Consider the following 14,591-nt stretch of genomic DNA (forward strand, 5'->3'; position numbering starts at 1 on the left):
ATGATTCGACAATGGGTGTGGTGACCAAGCGTTCTTCAATGACTTTCTTTTCTTCCCCGGAAGATCATTACAGCCACCGCGTGCGTATCGTGCTGGCAGAAAAAGGGGTCACGGTCGATATCGTTGATGTGGACAGTAACAACAAGCCGGAAGATCTGGCTTCGCTGAACCCCTACAACGAAGTGCCCACGTTAGTTGATCGTGAGCTGACTCTGTTTCAGTCCACGGTGATCATGGAGTATTTGGACGAGCGTTTCCCTCATCCTCCGTTGTTGCCAGTTTACCCGGTGGCACGGGCACAAAGTCGCCTGCTGATTCACCGGGTAGAGCGTGATTGGTGCGGTCATGTGGATGCGATTCTCGCCGGTGAAGAGAAAGAAACCAGCCTCAATAAGCGTCGCAAAGAGCTGCGTGAAGCGATCATTGCTACCGCACCGATTTTCAGCGAACTGCCATACTTCATGAGTGAAGAGTTTACGTTGGTAGATTGTGTGGTCGCCCCGATTCTGTGGCGGTTGCCAGCTTTGGGTATTGAGCTGCCTGCCAAGCAGGTGAAGCCGCTGCTGGATTATGCCGAGCGTTTGTTCGACCGTGATGCGTTCCAGGCTAGCCTGACAGACGCCGAACGCGAACTGCGTAACCCGCTGTAGTTATGTCCGAAATGACGTCCAATCGCCCGTATCTGATACGGGCGATCCACGAGTGGATCTGCGACAATGGCTTGACCACCCATTTGGCAGTGAATGCCGGTTTCCCGGGTGTGGAAGTGCCACAGGATTTTGTCCAGGACGGTCAAATCGTTCTGAACATCGCTCCACGCGCCGTGACTCAGTTTGTGGCGGATAATGATGAGATCGCTTTTTCTGCGCGTTTTGGCGGTATGCCCATGACGATTCGGGTGCCGATAAATGCTGTGGTGGCGATCTTCGCCCGTGAAAATGGTCAAGGTATGGCGTTTGACCCGGTAGACCCGCCAGAGCCACCGACTCCGACTACTCCTGAGCTTGAAAAGAAAGACGAAGGCAGAGGGAAGGTCAGTCACTTGAAGGTGGTTAAGTGAAGCGCTGTACGTAATATGCGTTATGCAAAAACAAAAAGCCCGCTCAGTAAGCGGGCTTTTTGTTTTCCGAAGGTGCGGCATGAGGCGGCATCGAGCGCGCTGCCGATGCGGAGCGCTTAATCTATATATTCAATGATTTTTACTATTTTCTGTACGCCATACACTTTCTGCACCTGTGCTACTACCGCCTCTGCTTCGGCATGGGTAAGCAGGCCCATTAAGTAGACTACGCCGTTTTCCGTGACAACTTTGGTTCGCCAGCCCGGCGCATCACCGTTTATCAGGAGTCGGCTTTTAATTTTGCTGGTGAGCCAGGTGTCGTTAGTGCGGGCCAAGAAAGAACCAGAGCCCACGATTTGTAGTTCGTTGTGCACATTGCGTACATGGCGCACCTTGCGGGCAATATTTTCTGCCTGGGTGCTTAGGTCTTCGCTGGCAACTTGTCCAGCCAACAGAACATTGCCATTGTAGCTGACTACCACAATGCGAGACTCATCCAGTTCGGCGCTGGCGCGAGCCAGGTTGACCGCCACTTTGCGTTCAATGTTACCGTCTTCCACGAAGGCGCCAAAGGTGCGAGAGCCATGATCCTGATCGGTGGGTTGATCCGACATACCCTTGGATAATGAAGTGCAGCCAGGGGTCAGTGAGAGCAATAGCACCAGTGCGGTAATGACTGGGTACGAGATGAAACGAGCGAGCATTACTGGCCCCCGAACAACTGTTGGTCGATGTAATCGCACAGCGCATGGATGACTAGGAGGTGAACCTCTTGGATGCGAGCGGTTGACGTGGCGGGCACCCGAATTTCGATATCGTTGGGACCATACAGGTTAACCATTTCGCCACCTTCCTTGCCGGTCATAGCGACAACACGCATTTCGCGATCGTGGGCGGCTTGAATAGCCTGAATCACATTGGCGGAATTACCACTGGTGGAGATTGCGAGAAGAATATCGCCACTACCGCCTAAGGCACGTATTTGCTTTGAGAAGATTTCGTTGTAGCTGTAATCGTTAGCAATGGAGGTCAACGTGGAGGAATCGGTGGTGAGTGCGATAGCGGGCAGGGCCGGTCGCTCCATCTCGAAGCGGTTAAGCAGTTCTGAGGAGAAATGCTGGGCATCGCCGGCGGAACCGCCATTGCCGCAGGTGAGGATTTTGCCGCCATTGAGCAGGCATTCGACCATGGCCTGACCTGCCGCTTCTATAACGGAGGGCAGCACTTCGCCGGCTTTGGCTTTGGTTTCTATGCTTTCGGCAAACAGTTGCCGGATACGGTCCACGCTCATAATTGCCCCTTCATTGTCCGGTTCGCTATGTTCTGGTCGTTCGTTTTTTAAAAATTTTCAGTTTATTCGCTATAAAACGCGTTTTGTATCCATTGATAAAGGACCGCCTGTTGGCTGTCTGGTTCCATGCCTAATACATCGAACCGGCAGGGGCGATGATGGTGCTCCGGGTGGCGGGCTAGAAAATGCTGGGCCGCATTGATTAAGCGCCGTTGTTTGTGTTGATCCACCGAGGCAAGTGCGCCGCCGTAACTTTGATGCTTGCGCCACCGAACTTCGGTGAAGACCAGCGTTTCCTGATCCAGAAGAATCAGGTCGATCTCACCCTGACGGCAGTGAAAATTTCTCTCCACTATACTTAACCCCTGGCCAGTCAGCCATTTGGCGGCGCGCTTCTCCGCGTCGCGGCCGGTATTTTTCTTACTGCGAAGTAATGGCACGGGGGATGTTTTGAGCTGCCTCGGTGGTTTGTGGAAGTGTTTTTGCCTTGCCGCTAGAAAAGACAGCCCAATTGAGCTCGCGAACAATGCGCTGGTTTTTCATGTGTAGCCTGCCTGTGACGCCGGGCAACTCGCTGGAAGACAGTGCGTTGAGCAAGTATAGGCGGCCCTGTAGTCGATAGGTGTCGATCCCCATGGCAAACAGTCGCTCATAGCGGCCATGGCCATCCGGCCATTGTTCGTTGGCGGCCTCATGTAGCGCTTGATTGTCGTCGGTGAGAATCCAAGGCATGTCTACGAAGCGGATGCCATTTAGGTCTTGGTCCCGTCGTGGGTCCTCTTCACCGCTGTAGATTAGGGAAGTAGAGTAGACGGGTAAATTTTTAGCGTAGTGGAAATTGAGAGCCGGTTTCACCTGGCGGCCTTGGTTGGGGTCGGCCAGCAAGAATAGGAAATCCATGTCCTGACGGCGGCGAGGCTGATTGTCCATTTTTAAGCTGGTGAAGCGGCTAACGGCATTGCCGCGTTGCTGGCTCTGAGAGACCAGCAGCATTTCCTTGACGGTTTCTCCAATACTGGGGCCTTCTTGGTAGGTGCGAGTGATGGTGACCGAGCCGCCTAATTCCTGCCAGCGATTGGCAAAGGCGTTGGCAACGCGGGCGGCCCATTCCCCCTCCGGGTAGAGAACACCAGCTTGTAAGGCGCCATTGCGGGCAGCATGATTGGCGATTTGGCGTGCTTCGTCTTCTGGAGCAAGGCCGAATTGAAAGAAATTGTCTGGGCGATTATCGGTCTCGATGTAATTCAGCGCCATGGTGGTAACGGGCAGGGTACCTTGACTGGCAATGGTGGCCACGTTGTCCTTGGACAGTGGGCCTAGGATGAAATCTGCGCCATCGGTGATGGCCTGTTGATACACCGCTAATACATCGTCACTGCCAGAATCATAGAAGCGCAGAGTTGGCGTGTGGCCGCTTTTCTGTTGTTGGTAAAAAGCGGTCATGATGCCTTCTTGCAAAGCGGCTCCAGCATTTTTCAAGGGGCCGCTGGTCGGCAGCAGGATGGCCACTTGACTGGGCCGTTGGCTGGCGGCTTTCTCAAGTGCATCGAGCATCTGCGGGACGTTATCAATGGCCGGGTGGCTTCGCCACTGGTTGCTCCACTGGTTCAGGCGAGTAATTTGGGCATCCAGGTCAGCAATCGGGTCGCGGTATAGTTGAGCCAGCGTCAACCAGCCGCGCAGATCGCCACTGCTGCTATCAATGGCCTCGTCCAGCTCGGTGTTGGGCATCTGCATGAGCAGCTGCCAGGTCATGTTGTGGTTGTAGTCTTGATCCTCGTCGCCGAGTAATGGATGGGCGGCTATACGTTGCTGTAGGCTGCTCAGCAGCTCCCCTTTCATGGCCAAGGCATCGGCACGTAGGAGGTCGAGTTGCGCCTGTTGCTCGGCGGGGTATTGCAATATCTCTTCTTGGTGTTGCTGTAGCAGCGATAGCGTCTTTTCTGTTTGCTGCTGGCTAAGCTGTGCCCGGCCGCTGAGCAGTAACCAGGCAAAGCGTTGTTCGCTGTTGAGTTTTTCGGGGTTCAGATCTGAGAGTAATTGATTGGCGTCAGCCGCTTGCTTTTCATTGAGATACGAAGAGGCCCAAGACAGGGTGGAGGCAATGCGTTCGTCTGCATCCATGCTGGCGAGTTGACTGCGGGCGGCTGTCAGTGCGGGCGGGGTCTCTGTGAGGCCATCGGGCGCCGCAACGACGGGGGTTTCATAGACCCTAGTCTTGGATGAGGGGCTAGTAGAGCAGCCGGCCACTACAGTGACAGCGAGGAGTGCTGCCAGATAAGCCTTTCTAAATTCCATGGCGAGGTTCGTATTACCAAAATGAAGCGGCTATTGTAGGCGCTTTCCGGGCGTCTTAACACTTGAGTAGTGCACGAATATGAGCGGGATTTTGTTTATTGTCAGTACGCCGATCGGTCATTTGGATGATATTACCCGTCGTGCGGTTGATGTACTGGCTGCGGTGGATTGGATTGCAGCAGAGGATACCCGGCACAGCCAGCGCATGCTTGATCAGCTGGGTATACGCAATCGCATGATTAGTTGTCATGACCACAATGAAAGCCAGCGTAGTGATGAACTGGTGAGCCGTTTGCTGGGTGGTGAGCAGGGGGCTCTGATCAGTGATGCGGGCACGCCATTGATCAGTGATCCCGGCTACAGGTTGGTTCGCGCTTGTCAGGAAGCGGGAGTGAGTGTTGTGCCGATTCCCGGTGCTTCTGCCTTGTTGGCGGCGTTGGCTGCGGCGGGTCAGCCTTCTGATCGTTTCTTATTTGAGGGCTTTGTGCCTGCCAAGGGGGCGACGCGTCAGCAGGCTATTGCGCGACTGGCGGGCCTCTCCGTCACCAGCATTATTTATGAAGCGCCTCACCGTGTGCTGTCTTTCCTTGAAACATTGAAATCGCTGGTTGAAAAAGATCGTGAAATTACCCTATGCCGTGAGCTGACCAAGCAATTTGAGACGATTCGGCGTGGCCCGGTGGCGGAAATCTGCGACTGGGTGGCATCGGATAGTAATCAACGTCGCGGTGAGTTGGTGCTGGTGTTGTCGCCGCAGGTCCACTCCTCAGCATGGACAGAAAAGGACGAAGCACTGGCCAAAACGCTGTTGGCGGAATTGCCGGTGTCGCGGGTGGCAAAAATCTTGGCGGCCCATACCGGGTTGAAGCGGCAGGAACTGTATGTGCTGTTGGAAGAGATGGGTTGAAGAGCGCAGGAGGGTTTGCCTGGGGCTGCGTGTCGTGTTTCAACTTTAAACGTGCAACTTGCGCCTATGCCTCTGGCTTACCGGCGCCCATACGACTAGAATCCCGCCCGGACCGGTTAGACAGTCGCTGGCGGTGGTTCTTTTAAAGAATGGCCGCTGGAGGAAAGTCCGGGCTCCAAAGGGCAGGGTGCCAGGTAACGCCTGGGGGCCACACTGGGAACGGTGTGGTTACGGCTAGTGCCACAGAGAAGATACCGCCTTTTCCTTCCTCGCGTTGGAATCGGTAAGGGTGAAAAGGTGCGGTAAGAGCGCACCGCGCTGCTGGTAACAGTGGTGGCAGGGTAAACCCCACCCGGAGCAAGACCAAATAGGGATCCGTTGGCGTGGCCCGCGCTGGATCCGGGTAGGTTGCTAGAGGTTTGTGGCGACGCAAACCCAAGATGAATGACTGTCCACGACAGAACCCGGCTTATCGACCGGTCCACCTTTTTTACCGCCATAGATGGCCTCTATCGCCTGTTAAGGGCGCAAGTTGATGTACGTCATTATGGTGATTTTTCATGCTGTTAGGCTACCGGCCTCGCTTACGTGGTGCGGAGTCCAGCATGGCACAAGTTGATACTCTCTTTAGTGAAGATGGCCACGAAGTGCTGCGCTTTGCTGACCTAGTGGTGGGCGAGGGAGTGCAAGCGAATCAATTCTGTATTCGCCACAACGACCGGGCGGCGCTAATCGACCCCGGCGGCGATCTTACCTATACCCCTTTGGCCATTGCCCTCAGCCGTCGCGTTAATTTAGACGGTTTGGACTATATTTTGGCATCCCATCAGGACCCGGACATTATCGCGTCATTACCGCGCTGGTTGATGCATACCCGGTGCCAGGTGGTGGTTAGTCGTCTGTGGTCCCGCTTTCTGCCGCATTTAGCGTCGTCCTATGTGACGGGTAAGATGGGTGAGCAGTTGCAGGCGCGAATTTTGGGCGTCGCCGATGAGGGCAAGGTGTTGCCGTTTGCCGGCACTGAGTTGTGGGTTTTGCCGGCGCACTTTTTGCACTCGGTGGGCAATTTCAGCTTCTATGACCCGCTCAGTGGCATTCTCTTCTCCGGGGACATCGGAGCCAGTCTGGACGGTGAAGAGGGGCAGGTGGATAATTTTGCGGATCACTGTCACAGCATGTTGGGTTTTCATCGGCGCTACATGGCCAGTAATCGAGCTTGCCGGCTGTGGGTGGCGATGGTGCGCAAGTTGGCGCCACGAATGATTGTGCCTCAGCATGGTGGTTACTTTGAAGGCGCCAATGTGGATCATTTTTTGGGTTGGCTGGCGTCGCTGGAGTGCGGCGTGGACTTGCTGGATAGTGGAAATTACCGGCTGCCATCGAGATATGGGTGACGTGATTTCTTTCCGGCATATAAATGCAATTGTTAATAGCAAATTCATCTAAAACTTAAAGTGCTTTCTCTTCTGCGCGTCCCAGCGCCCTGATTCATCACGGAACTCCCTCCGTTCGTCGCTTCCTTGTTCGTTCTATTCTGTTTAAATGCCCCCTAACAGACTGATTTTTTTGGGAATTCTTTTACGTTTCTTCGGTGTGTCACGCTTGACTTGAGCTTTGCTGTGGCCCTAGAGTGTCTCAATGTGGTGGAAAGTGGGAAAAAGTGGGGATTTCCTGGTGGCTGGTGTCATGAAGTGGGGCAAAAGCCTAGGAAGGAACCGCATAACCAAGAGCAAGAGGATGGCCAGTGTTTACTGGGAGCGCAGCACTCAATCTGGATGCCAAAGGGCGGCTAACCATGCCGACTCGGTACCGTGCGTCGTTAATCGACACGTGCGGTGGCCAGCTTGTGCTTACGCTGCACCCCTTTGATGACTGCCTGGCGCTCTACCCGCGTGCTGAATTTATGGACACCGCAAAAAAACTGTCTGAACAGCGCGACTCCAACCCGCAGGTTCGCCAGCTCAAACGGCGTTTCTTGGGCCAAGCCGCTGAAATTGAGATGGACGGCAGTGGTCGTTTGTTGGTGCCGCCGGAATTGCGGGCGGCAATTAACTTGGAGAAACGCGCCATGCTGATCGGCCAGCTGCACCGTTTTGAAATCTGGAAAGAAGAGAGTTGGGCCGATGTGGATGGCACCCTGGACCCGGCAGCGTTGCCGGAAAGCGTGCAGGAGCTGTCGTTCTGATGACGACCGAGGACACGCAGTACGCACACCAGCCGGTAATGCTGGAAGAGGTGCTGGATATGTGGTTCAGCCAGAGCGAAGGGTTTTATGTGGACGGCACTTTTGGTCGTGGTGGCCACAGCCGTGCCTTGCTTTCGCGCCTGGGTGAAAACGGTCGCCTGATCGGTATTGATCGCGACCCGCAAGCAATTGCTGCTGGCCAGCAATTGGCTGCTAGCGATAGCCGTTTTCATATGATGGCGGGCCGCTTTGACTGCCTGCCACAAGCGGTGGAGCAGGCCGGTCGGCCGATTGACGGTTTGTTGCTGGATCTGGGCGTTTCTTCGCCACAGCTGGATGATGCGGCGCGCGGTTTCAGTTTTCTGCGTGACGGTCCTCTCGATATGCGCATGGACCCGACCCAAGGCGAGAGCGTGGCCGAGTGGTTGTCCTACGCAGCGGAAAAAGATATCGCCAATGTGCTGTATCGCTACGGCGAAGAGCGCAAGTCTCGTTGGATCGCCAAGCGTATTTGTGAAACCCGCAAAGAACAGCCGATTACCCGCACCCTGCAGTTGGCCGACTTGATCGAGTCCGTGCTGGGGCGTAATGAGCAGGGTAAGCATCCGGCGACGCGCAGCTTTCAGGCCCTGCGAATACATATAAACGGGGAGCTGGATGCACTGGATCAGGTGCTCGAACAGTCCCTCGAGACGCTCGCCATCGGCGGGCGTCTCGCCATTATTAGCTTCCATTCTTTGGAAGACCGGATCGTGAAATTATTTATTCGTGATCATTCCGGCCGGGCACCGAAAGGGCGCGGTGGTCTGCCGTTGGGTGATGAACTGCCTCAGCGGCTGGAGCCGGTGGGTAAGGTCATGCGGGCCAGCAAGGCTGAGCTGAAAGTGAATGTGCGCTCGCGTAGTGCGGTGCTGCGTATTGCGGAGAAGGTGGCCTGATGGCGGCGCCGTGGATGATTCGCGTACTGGTCGTGATGGTCGTGATGTCTGCGCTGGGTGTCAGTTATAGCGTGCATCAGGCGCGGCGTCTCACGGATGAAAGTCAACGTTTACAGCAGCGACAGACTCGATTGGAAACCCAGTGGAGCCAATTGTTGTTGGAACACAGCACCTGGGGTAGTTACGCCCGGGTGGAGCGCCTGGCTAGAGAAAAGCTGGGCATGAAGTTACCTAAGACGAATGAGAGAGTGCTGATCAGGCCATGAAGAAACAGGCCCGCAAGATACGGCAACCGAATCACCTGATGCGCTGGCGCTTTGTGCTGGGCTTCTGGTCGGTGTGTGCCTGCCTGTTGTTAATTCGAGCGGTGGATCTTCAGGTTATTCAGCATGATTTTTTGGCCCACCAAGGGGACATCCGCAACCTGCGTGTGGAGCCGCTGGCGGCTCATCGGGGTGTGATTCGTGATCGTGCGGGTAAGCCATTGGCAGTGAGTACACCGGTGGTGACGCTCTGGGTGAATCCCCGCGAAGCGATGGAGCACCAGGATCAGTGGGGGCGTTTGGCCGGTAATTCGGTGATCGATCAGAAAGCGTTTGCCCGCAAGGTTCGCCGCCATAAGTCCCGTGAATTTATCTATTTGGAGCGGGGGTTAGCACCGGAAACGGCCAAGACAGTGTTGAGTTTAAATGTGCCCGGTGTCTATGCATTGACAGAATACCGTCGCTATTACCCGGCCGGTGAAGTGGCAAGCCATGTGGTGGGCTTCACCAATATCGATGATCAAGGCCAAGAAGGTATTGAGCTGGCTCTTGAAGATCATTTGTCCGGGCATTCCGGTCGTAAGAAGGTGGTGCGGGATCTGTTGGGCCGGGTGATTCAGGATATCGAAGTGCTGGAACCGGCGGAACCGGGTGAAGATGTCACGCTCAGTATCGACCTTCGCCTGCAGTATCTGGCCTACCGAGAACTGCTCGGAGCGGTACAAAAATTTAATGCGAAAGGGGGCAGTGCGGTTGTGTTGGATGTGCGCACCGGCGAAGTATTAGCCATGGTGAATCAGCCAGCCTACAACCCCAATAATCGTGGCAACCTGGATACCGGGGCGCTGCGTAATCGCGCTGTGACTGACCTGTTCGAACCAGGCTCCACCATGAAGCCCTTTACTGTGGCGGCGGCGTTGGAAATGGGCATGGTCACGCCGTCCACTACCATTAATACTCATCCAGGCACACTGCGGGTGGGCAGCAAAACGATTCGAGATCACCGTGATTACGGTGTTATCGATATCACCACTGTGCTCACTAAAAGTTCCAACGTGGGGACCAGCAAGCTGGCGTTAGCCATGGATTCGCAGGCATTGCCGGGCTACCTGGAGCGCTTTGGTTTCGGGCAATCCACCCACATTGCGTTTCCTGGCGAAAGCGATGGGCTGTTGCCGCTGCGCAGTAAATGGCGCGATGTTGAACGAGCGGCCCTGTCCTATGGTTACGGTTTGAGTGTCTCTGCGGTGCAGTTGGCTCAGGCCTATGCGGTGATCGCTAACGATGGCGTCAAAGTGCCGTTGACCTTGAAGAAAGTGGATCAGCCGCCGCAGGGTGAACAGGTGATCGGCAAGGCGACGGCTCGCCAGCTGGTACAGATGTTGGAAACGGTGGTCAGCCGTGTTGGCACCGCGCGCCGGGCCCAGGTGCCAGGCTATCAGGTGGCAGGCAAGACCGGCACCGTGCACAAGGTGGTGAACGGTGGTTACGCCGATGATAACTATATTGGTCTGTTTGCTGGGTTGGCCCCGGCAACGGACCCGCGCATTGTCACCGTGGTGGTGATTGATGATCCGGCGGGTGATGCCTATTACGGTGGGCTCGTTGCGGCGCCGGCATTTTCTCGCATTATGAGTGGCGTGTTGCGCTCGCTCCATGTGCCACCGGACAAGCCTGACGGGCTGCTGGCCGGCGGGCCGGACGGGGAGGATCGCTCATGATGACTCTCCAGCAACTGCTGCCTAATACCACCCTGCCTGCTACTGCGGCGGGTGTTGTGCTTTCAGGGTTAAAGCTCGATAGCCGCAAAGTTATGCCCGGTGATGCTTTTTTGGCCGTGCAGGGCGTGGCCAGCGATGGTCGCCAGTTTGTCAGCCAGGCGATTGCTGCCGGTGCGGTGGCAGTATTGGCTGAGGCAGAGACATTTTCTGTTCAGCAGGAGCAGGCGGTGCCACGGGTGAATTTTCCCGGTCTGAGCCGTTCGGTGGGTGAGCTCGCGGCCCGTTGGTACGGGGAGCCTGGCTCGGCCATGAATGTGGTGGGTGTGACGGGTACCAACGGCAAAACCAGCATTACTTGGTTCCTGCGTGATGCACTGAATGCGCTGGGCCATCGCTGTGCGCTGGTCGGCACACTAGGCTTAGGCTTAAAAGATAATGAACAGATTACCGGCCATACCACTCCGGATCCGATTACCCTGCAGGCCGGCTTAGCCCGAGTCCTTGAGGCGGGTGCCGATACAGTGGCTATGGAGGTGTCTTCCCATGCGCTGGATCAGCATCGGCTGGGTCCGACTCCGGTGTCGGTGGCTGTATTCAGTAACTTGAGCCGCGATCATCTGGATTACCACGGCGACATGGAAGCCTATTTGGCAGCCAAATCTGTGTTATTCACCCGTGACGGCGTGAAGTTGGCGGTGATCAATTGTGACGACCCGGTGGCGTATTCGTTGGTGGGCTGCCTGGCCGATGGCGTACGCTGTGTGACCTTCGGCGATCAGACCGGTGCCACCGTGCGTTGTGCGTCTGTGGCGTTCACCGCCGAAGGCACCAATGCCGAACTGAACGTAGGCGGAGAGTCCTTCTCGGTCACTTTGCCGCTGTTCGGCCGTTTCAACCTCAGCAACCTGATGGCCGTTGCCGGTATTCTGCATGGACAGGGTGTCAGCACGGATTCACTGGCTGGAGCTCTGGCTGCGATAACACCAGTGCCCGGTCGCATGGAACCGGTGCAGCAAGCTGGTTGTCCCACGGTGATTGTCGATTACGCCCACACTCCGGATGGGCTGGAAAAAGCTCTGCAAGCCTGTCGTGCGCACTTCGCTGGCCGCTTGTTCTGCATCATGGGTTGCGGAGGCGACCGGGATACCGGCAAGCGCCCACAAATGGCCGCGGTCGCTGAGCGTGGCGCGGACCACGTGGTGTTTACCAGCGATAATCCGCGTAGCGAAGATCCGCAAAAAATCATTGATGAAATGTGCGCTGGTCTCACTGACACAGGGTCAGTGCAGATCATTGTTGAACGTGATCGAGCGGTGATGGATACGGTGCAGGCGGCCAGTGACGGCGATGTGATTCTGCTTGCCGGCAAAGGCCATGAGGATTATCAGGAAGTGAATGGTGTGCGTTACCCCAGTGATGATCGCGATCTGGCCCACAAGGCGTTCAACGCTCGGGGAGGTGCACAATGATGTGGCTGTCACAGATCGCCCAGTGGACCGGCGGTGCCCTGCACGGTGACGACTTGAAAGTGAATGCGGTAGCCACCGATACCCGGGATATTGAACCCGGCTGTCTGTTTGCCGCGCTGCGCGGTGAGCGCTTTGATGCCCATGATTTTCTAGCGTCTGCCAAAAACGGTGGCGCGATTGCTGCTTTGGTCGAGCACGAGCAGGACTGTTTCGACAACGTTGTGCAGGTTGCCGATAGCCGTAAAGGTTTGGGGCGACTTGCCGGTGGCTATGCCGCTCAGTTCGGCATGCCCCGCCTGGCGGTGACCGGTAATGCCGGCAAAACCACCGTGAAAGAAATGGCGGCGACCATGCTGGGCGAAGGTACCTTGGCCACCAATGGCAATTTTAATAATGACGTGGGTGTGCCGCTAACTCTGCTGCGGCTGCGTGCCGAGCATCGTTATGCCGTGATTGAGCTGGGTGCCAATGCGCCGGGCGAAATTGCGTGGACCAGTTCGTTGACGCGCCCGCAGGTGGTGTTAGTGACGAATGTAACCGGGGCGCATCTAGAGGGCTTTGGCTCCATGCAGGGCATAGCCGACGCCAAGGCAGAAATTTTTACCGGTTGTACGCAGGGCGGTCAGGCGATCGTGAACAACGATGATAGCTTTGCCGATTTTTTTGCAGAAAAAGCCCGTGCTGCGGGGTTGACTGTGGTGCGGGTGAGTATGGACGAAAGCACACGGGCCGGAGCCGACCTGTATGCAGAGAACATTGTCCTCCACCGCGACCGTGCCGAGTTCGTACTTCAGCCGCTGGGCGACGCTGTGCTTGTCCCGCTGCCGGGGGCGCATCAGGTGAGTAATGCCCTGATGGCTTGCGCAGCGGTCCGCGCGCTAGGTGCTAGTTTGCCTCAGGTGTTGCCGCGACTGGCAGCGCTCAAGCCCGTGCCTGGGCGGATGCATATTCAATCCGCCGGCACCGGCACGGTGGTTGACGATACTTATAACGCTAATCCGGGCTCGGTACGTGCAGCCATCGACTGGTTGGCCGCACAGCCCGCACCACAAATGCTGGTGCTGGGTGAAATGGGTGAGTTGGGCCCGCAGGCGGACAGCCTGGTAGAAGCATTAGGTGAATACGCTCAGCAGGCCGGCATTGCCGGTTTGGTGGTGATGACCGGTGCAGCAGCAGCTGCACGGGGCTATGGCGAAGCGGCAAACATTGCTAAGGACTATCAACAGGCGGCGAATTGGAGTGCCCCAGTGCTGGAACAAGGTGGCACTGTGTTGGTGAAAGGGTCGCGCAGCGCCGGTATGGAAGCGGTGGTAAGGCTGTTGGCGACACAAGAACACACACTCACACAGGGGGCACGCTGATGCTGCTTTGGCTGGCTGAATATCTTGCGCAATACCACAGCGGTTTTCTGGTGGTGCAGTACATCACTTTGCGCGGCATCTTAAGTGTTCTCACTGCTTTGTTCATCGCTTTTTGGGTCGGCCCGATCATGATCCGCATGCTGCAGGAAAAACAGGTGGGTCAGGCGATCCGTGATGATGGCCCGAAGAGCCATCTGAGCAAGGCCGGCACCCCCACCATGGGCGGCGCGCTGATTCTGGTGGCCATCGTTATTTCCACCTTGCTGTGGGGCGACCTGGAAAACCGTTTTGTATGGATCACTTTGGGTGTGTTGTTTGTTTTCGGCGCCGTGGGCTGGGTGGATGACTGGCGCAAGGTGGTGGAAAAGAACCCGCGGGGCCTGCCTGCTCGCTGGAAATATTTGTGGCTGTCTGTTGGTGCGCTCGGCGCTGGGTGCGCCTTGTTCTTCACCGCGCAGAGCCCGGTGGAAACCCAGTTGATCGTGCCGTTCTTCAAAAGCGTCGCCATCAATATGGGCTGGTTCTACATCGTGCTGACCTATTTTGTGATTAACGGTACCAGCAATGCGGTGAATCTCACCGACGGGCTGGATGGCCTGGCGATTATGCCCACCGTGCTGGTGGGCGGCGCTCTGGGCATTTTTGCTTACGCCGGTGGCCATGCCGAGTTCGCTACGTATTTGCAGATTCCCTATGTGGCGGGTGCCGGTGAGCTGGTGATTATTTCTGCTGCCCTGTGTGGGGCGGGGTTGGGCTTTCTCTGGTTCAACGCGTATCCCGCTCAGGTATTTATGGGCGATGTGGGCGCGCTGTCCTTGGGGGCAGTGCTCGGTGTGATGGCGGTGATCGTCCGCCAGGAAATTGTGCTTTTCATCATGGGCGGTGTGTTCGTGATGGAAACGGTATCGGTGATGCTGCAGGTGGGTTCGTTCAAGCTCACCGGTCGGCGGATTTTCCGCATGGCGCCTATTCATCACCATTTTGAGCTGAAGGGGTGGCCGGAGCCGAAGATTATTGTGCGGTTCTGGATCATCACCGTGATTCTTGTACTTGTGGGTCTGGCGACCCTGAAAATCCGATAGGGGATTGAGTCAATTT

Annotated in this window: 15 protein-coding genes and 1 other RNA gene; 12 read left to right on the top strand and 4 right to left on the bottom strand. The window is 56.2% G+C overall.

Annotated elements, in window-relative coordinates:
* The first annotated feature begins 11 nt into the window (after nucleotides 1–11).
* Nucleotides 12–650, top strand: a complete 639-nt coding sequence (sspA, locus tag Y017_RS10175; protein ID WP_011587867.1) for a stringent starvation protein SspA — start codon at nucleotides 12–14, stop codon at nucleotides 648–650.
* A gap of 2 nt (nucleotides 651–652) precedes the next feature.
* Entirely contained in the window at nucleotides 653–1,060 is a 408-nt protein-coding gene (locus Y017_RS10180) for a ClpXP protease specificity-enhancing factor (protein ID WP_051428755.1), read from the top strand.
* Nucleotides 1,061–1,176: 116 nt separating this feature from the next.
* Here the strand turns inward: Y017_RS10180 and Y017_RS10185 are convergent, their stop codons facing one another.
* The 4 genes from Y017_RS10185 to Y017_RS10200 form a co-directional block, all read right to left on the bottom strand.
* The gene (locus tag Y017_RS10185) at nucleotides 1,177–1,764 is read right to left on the bottom strand and encodes a BON domain-containing protein (protein WP_035460619.1); all 588 of its coding nucleotides are present in this window, start codon (nucleotides 1,762–1,764) and stop codon (nucleotides 1,177–1,179) included.
* Nucleotides 1,764–2,351, bottom strand: a complete 588-nt coding sequence (locus Y017_RS10190; RefSeq protein WP_011587870.1) for a phosphoheptose isomerase — start codon at nucleotides 2,349–2,351, stop codon at nucleotides 1,764–1,766. The genes Y017_RS10185 and Y017_RS10190 overlap by 1 nt, the downstream gene beginning before the upstream one ends.
* A 62-nt stretch (nucleotides 2,352–2,413) precedes the next feature.
* A complete protein-coding gene (locus Y017_RS10195; protein ID WP_011587871.1) occupies nucleotides 2,414–2,791 on the bottom strand; it encodes a YraN family protein in 378 nt (125 codons plus the stop codon).
* On the bottom strand, nucleotides 2,772–4,649 hold the full coding sequence (locus tag Y017_RS10200) for a penicillin-binding protein activator (RefSeq protein ID WP_035460622.1): 1,878 nt from the start codon (nucleotides 4,647–4,649) through the stop codon (nucleotides 2,772–2,774). Before Y017_RS10200 ends, Y017_RS10195 begins: the two co-directional genes overlap by 20 nt.
* Before the next feature lie 79 nt (nucleotides 4,650–4,728).
* On the opposite strand from Y017_RS10200, the gene rsmI reads away from it, so the two are divergent.
* From rsmI to mraY, 10 genes are all read left to right on the top strand, one after another.
* Nucleotides 4,729–5,556: a 16S rRNA (cytidine(1402)-2'-O)-methyltransferase gene (gene rsmI / locus Y017_RS10205; protein ID WP_011587873.1), complete on the top strand. Its 828-nt coding sequence runs from the start codon at nucleotides 4,729–4,731 to the stop codon at nucleotides 5,554–5,556.
* 108 nt (nucleotides 5,557–5,664) lie between these two features.
* An RNA gene (gene rnpB, locus Y017_RS14905) (RNase P RNA component class A) lies at nucleotides 5,665–6,044 on the top strand.
* A gap of 117 nt (nucleotides 6,045–6,161) precedes the next feature.
* Entirely contained in the window at nucleotides 6,162–6,950 is a 789-nt protein-coding gene (locus tag Y017_RS10210; RefSeq protein WP_035460759.1) for an MBL fold metallo-hydrolase, read from the top strand.
* Nucleotides 6,951–7,300: 350 nt separating this feature from the next.
* A complete protein-coding gene (mraZ, locus tag Y017_RS10215) occupies nucleotides 7,301–7,741 on the top strand; it encodes a division/cell wall cluster transcriptional repressor MraZ (RefSeq protein ID WP_011587875.1) in 441 nt (146 codons plus the stop codon).
* The gene (gene rsmH / locus Y017_RS10220) at nucleotides 7,741–8,679 is read left to right on the top strand and encodes a 16S rRNA (cytosine(1402)-N(4))-methyltransferase RsmH (RefSeq protein WP_011587876.1); all 939 of its coding nucleotides are present in this window, start codon (nucleotides 7,741–7,743) and stop codon (nucleotides 8,677–8,679) included. Before mraZ ends, rsmH begins: the two co-directional genes overlap by 1 nt.
* A complete protein-coding gene (gene ftsL / locus Y017_RS10225; protein WP_011587877.1) occupies nucleotides 8,679–8,945 on the top strand; it encodes a cell division protein FtsL in 267 nt (88 codons plus the stop codon). The genes rsmH and ftsL overlap by 1 nt, the downstream gene beginning before the upstream one ends.
* Nucleotides 8,942–10,663, top strand: coding sequence for a penicillin-binding protein 2 (locus Y017_RS10230; RefSeq protein ID WP_011587878.1), 1,722 nt, complete (start codon nucleotides 8,942–8,944; stop codon nucleotides 10,661–10,663). The genes ftsL and Y017_RS10230 overlap by 4 nt, the downstream gene beginning before the upstream one ends.
* Nucleotides 10,660–12,132: a UDP-N-acetylmuramoyl-L-alanyl-D-glutamate--2,6-diaminopimelate ligase gene (locus Y017_RS10235; protein ID WP_035460626.1), complete on the top strand. Its 1,473-nt coding sequence runs from the start codon at nucleotides 10,660–10,662 to the stop codon at nucleotides 12,130–12,132. The genes Y017_RS10230 and Y017_RS10235 overlap by 4 nt, the downstream gene beginning before the upstream one ends.
* A complete protein-coding gene (murF, locus tag Y017_RS10240; protein WP_035460629.1) occupies nucleotides 12,129–13,493 on the top strand; it encodes a UDP-N-acetylmuramoyl-tripeptide--D-alanyl-D-alanine ligase in 1,365 nt (454 codons plus the stop codon). The genes Y017_RS10235 and murF overlap by 4 nt, the downstream gene beginning before the upstream one ends.
* The gene (gene mraY, locus Y017_RS10245; RefSeq protein ID WP_011587881.1) at nucleotides 13,493–14,575 is read left to right on the top strand and encodes a phospho-N-acetylmuramoyl-pentapeptide-transferase; all 1,083 of its coding nucleotides are present in this window, start codon (nucleotides 13,493–13,495) and stop codon (nucleotides 14,573–14,575) included. The genes murF and mraY overlap by 1 nt, the downstream gene beginning before the upstream one ends.
* Nucleotides 14,576–14,591: the final 16 nt, after the last annotated feature.

Origin of the sequence: Alcanivorax sp. 97CO-5, assembly GCF_000524665.1 — a bacterium.
Lineage (GTDB): Bacteria > Pseudomonadota > Gammaproteobacteria > Pseudomonadales > Alcanivoracaceae > Alcanivorax > Alcanivorax borkumensis.

What these genes read in the sequence shown, in the direction of transcription:
- mraY (WP_011587881.1), top strand. Translation starts at nt 13,493, where the DNA reads ATGCTGCTTTGGCTGGCTGAATATCTTGCGCAATACCACAGCGGTTTT.
- Y017_RS10190 (WP_011587870.1), bottom strand. Translation starts at nt 2,351, where the DNA reads ATGAGCGTGGACCGTATCCGGCAACTGTTTGCCGAAAGCATAGAAACC.
- ftsL (WP_011587877.1), top strand. Translation starts at nt 8,679, where the DNA reads ATGGCGGCGCCGTGGATGATTCGCGTACTGGTCGTGATGGTCGTGATG.
- Y017_RS10200 (WP_035460622.1), bottom strand. Translation starts at nt 4,649, where the DNA reads ATGGAATTTAGAAAGGCTTATCTGGCAGCACTCCTCGCTGTCACTGTA.
- rsmI (WP_011587873.1), top strand. Translation starts at nt 4,729, where the DNA reads ATGAGCGGGATTTTGTTTATTGTCAGTACGCCGATCGGTCATTTGGAT.
- sspA (WP_011587867.1), top strand. Translation starts at nt 12, where the DNA reads ATGGGTGTGGTGACCAAGCGTTCTTCAATGACTTTCTTTTCTTCCCCG.
- Y017_RS10230 (WP_011587878.1), top strand. Translation starts at nt 8,942, where the DNA reads ATGAAGAAACAGGCCCGCAAGATACGGCAACCGAATCACCTGATGCGC.
- murF (WP_035460629.1), top strand. Translation starts at nt 12,129, where the DNA reads ATGATGTGGCTGTCACAGATCGCCCAGTGGACCGGCGGTGCCCTGCAC.
- Y017_RS10185 (WP_035460619.1), bottom strand. Translation starts at nt 1,764, where the DNA reads ATGCTCGCTCGTTTCATCTCGTACCCAGTCATTACCGCACTGGTGCTA.
- rsmH (WP_011587876.1), top strand. Translation starts at nt 7,741, where the DNA reads ATGACGACCGAGGACACGCAGTACGCACACCAGCCGGTAATGCTGGAA.
- Y017_RS10210 (WP_035460759.1), top strand. Translation starts at nt 6,162, where the DNA reads ATGGCACAAGTTGATACTCTCTTTAGTGAAGATGGCCACGAAGTGCTG.
- Y017_RS10235 (WP_035460626.1), top strand. Translation starts at nt 10,660, where the DNA reads ATGATGACTCTCCAGCAACTGCTGCCTAATACCACCCTGCCTGCTACT.
- Y017_RS10180 (WP_051428755.1), top strand. Translation starts at nt 653, where the DNA reads ATGTCCGAAATGACGTCCAATCGCCCGTATCTGATACGGGCGATCCAC.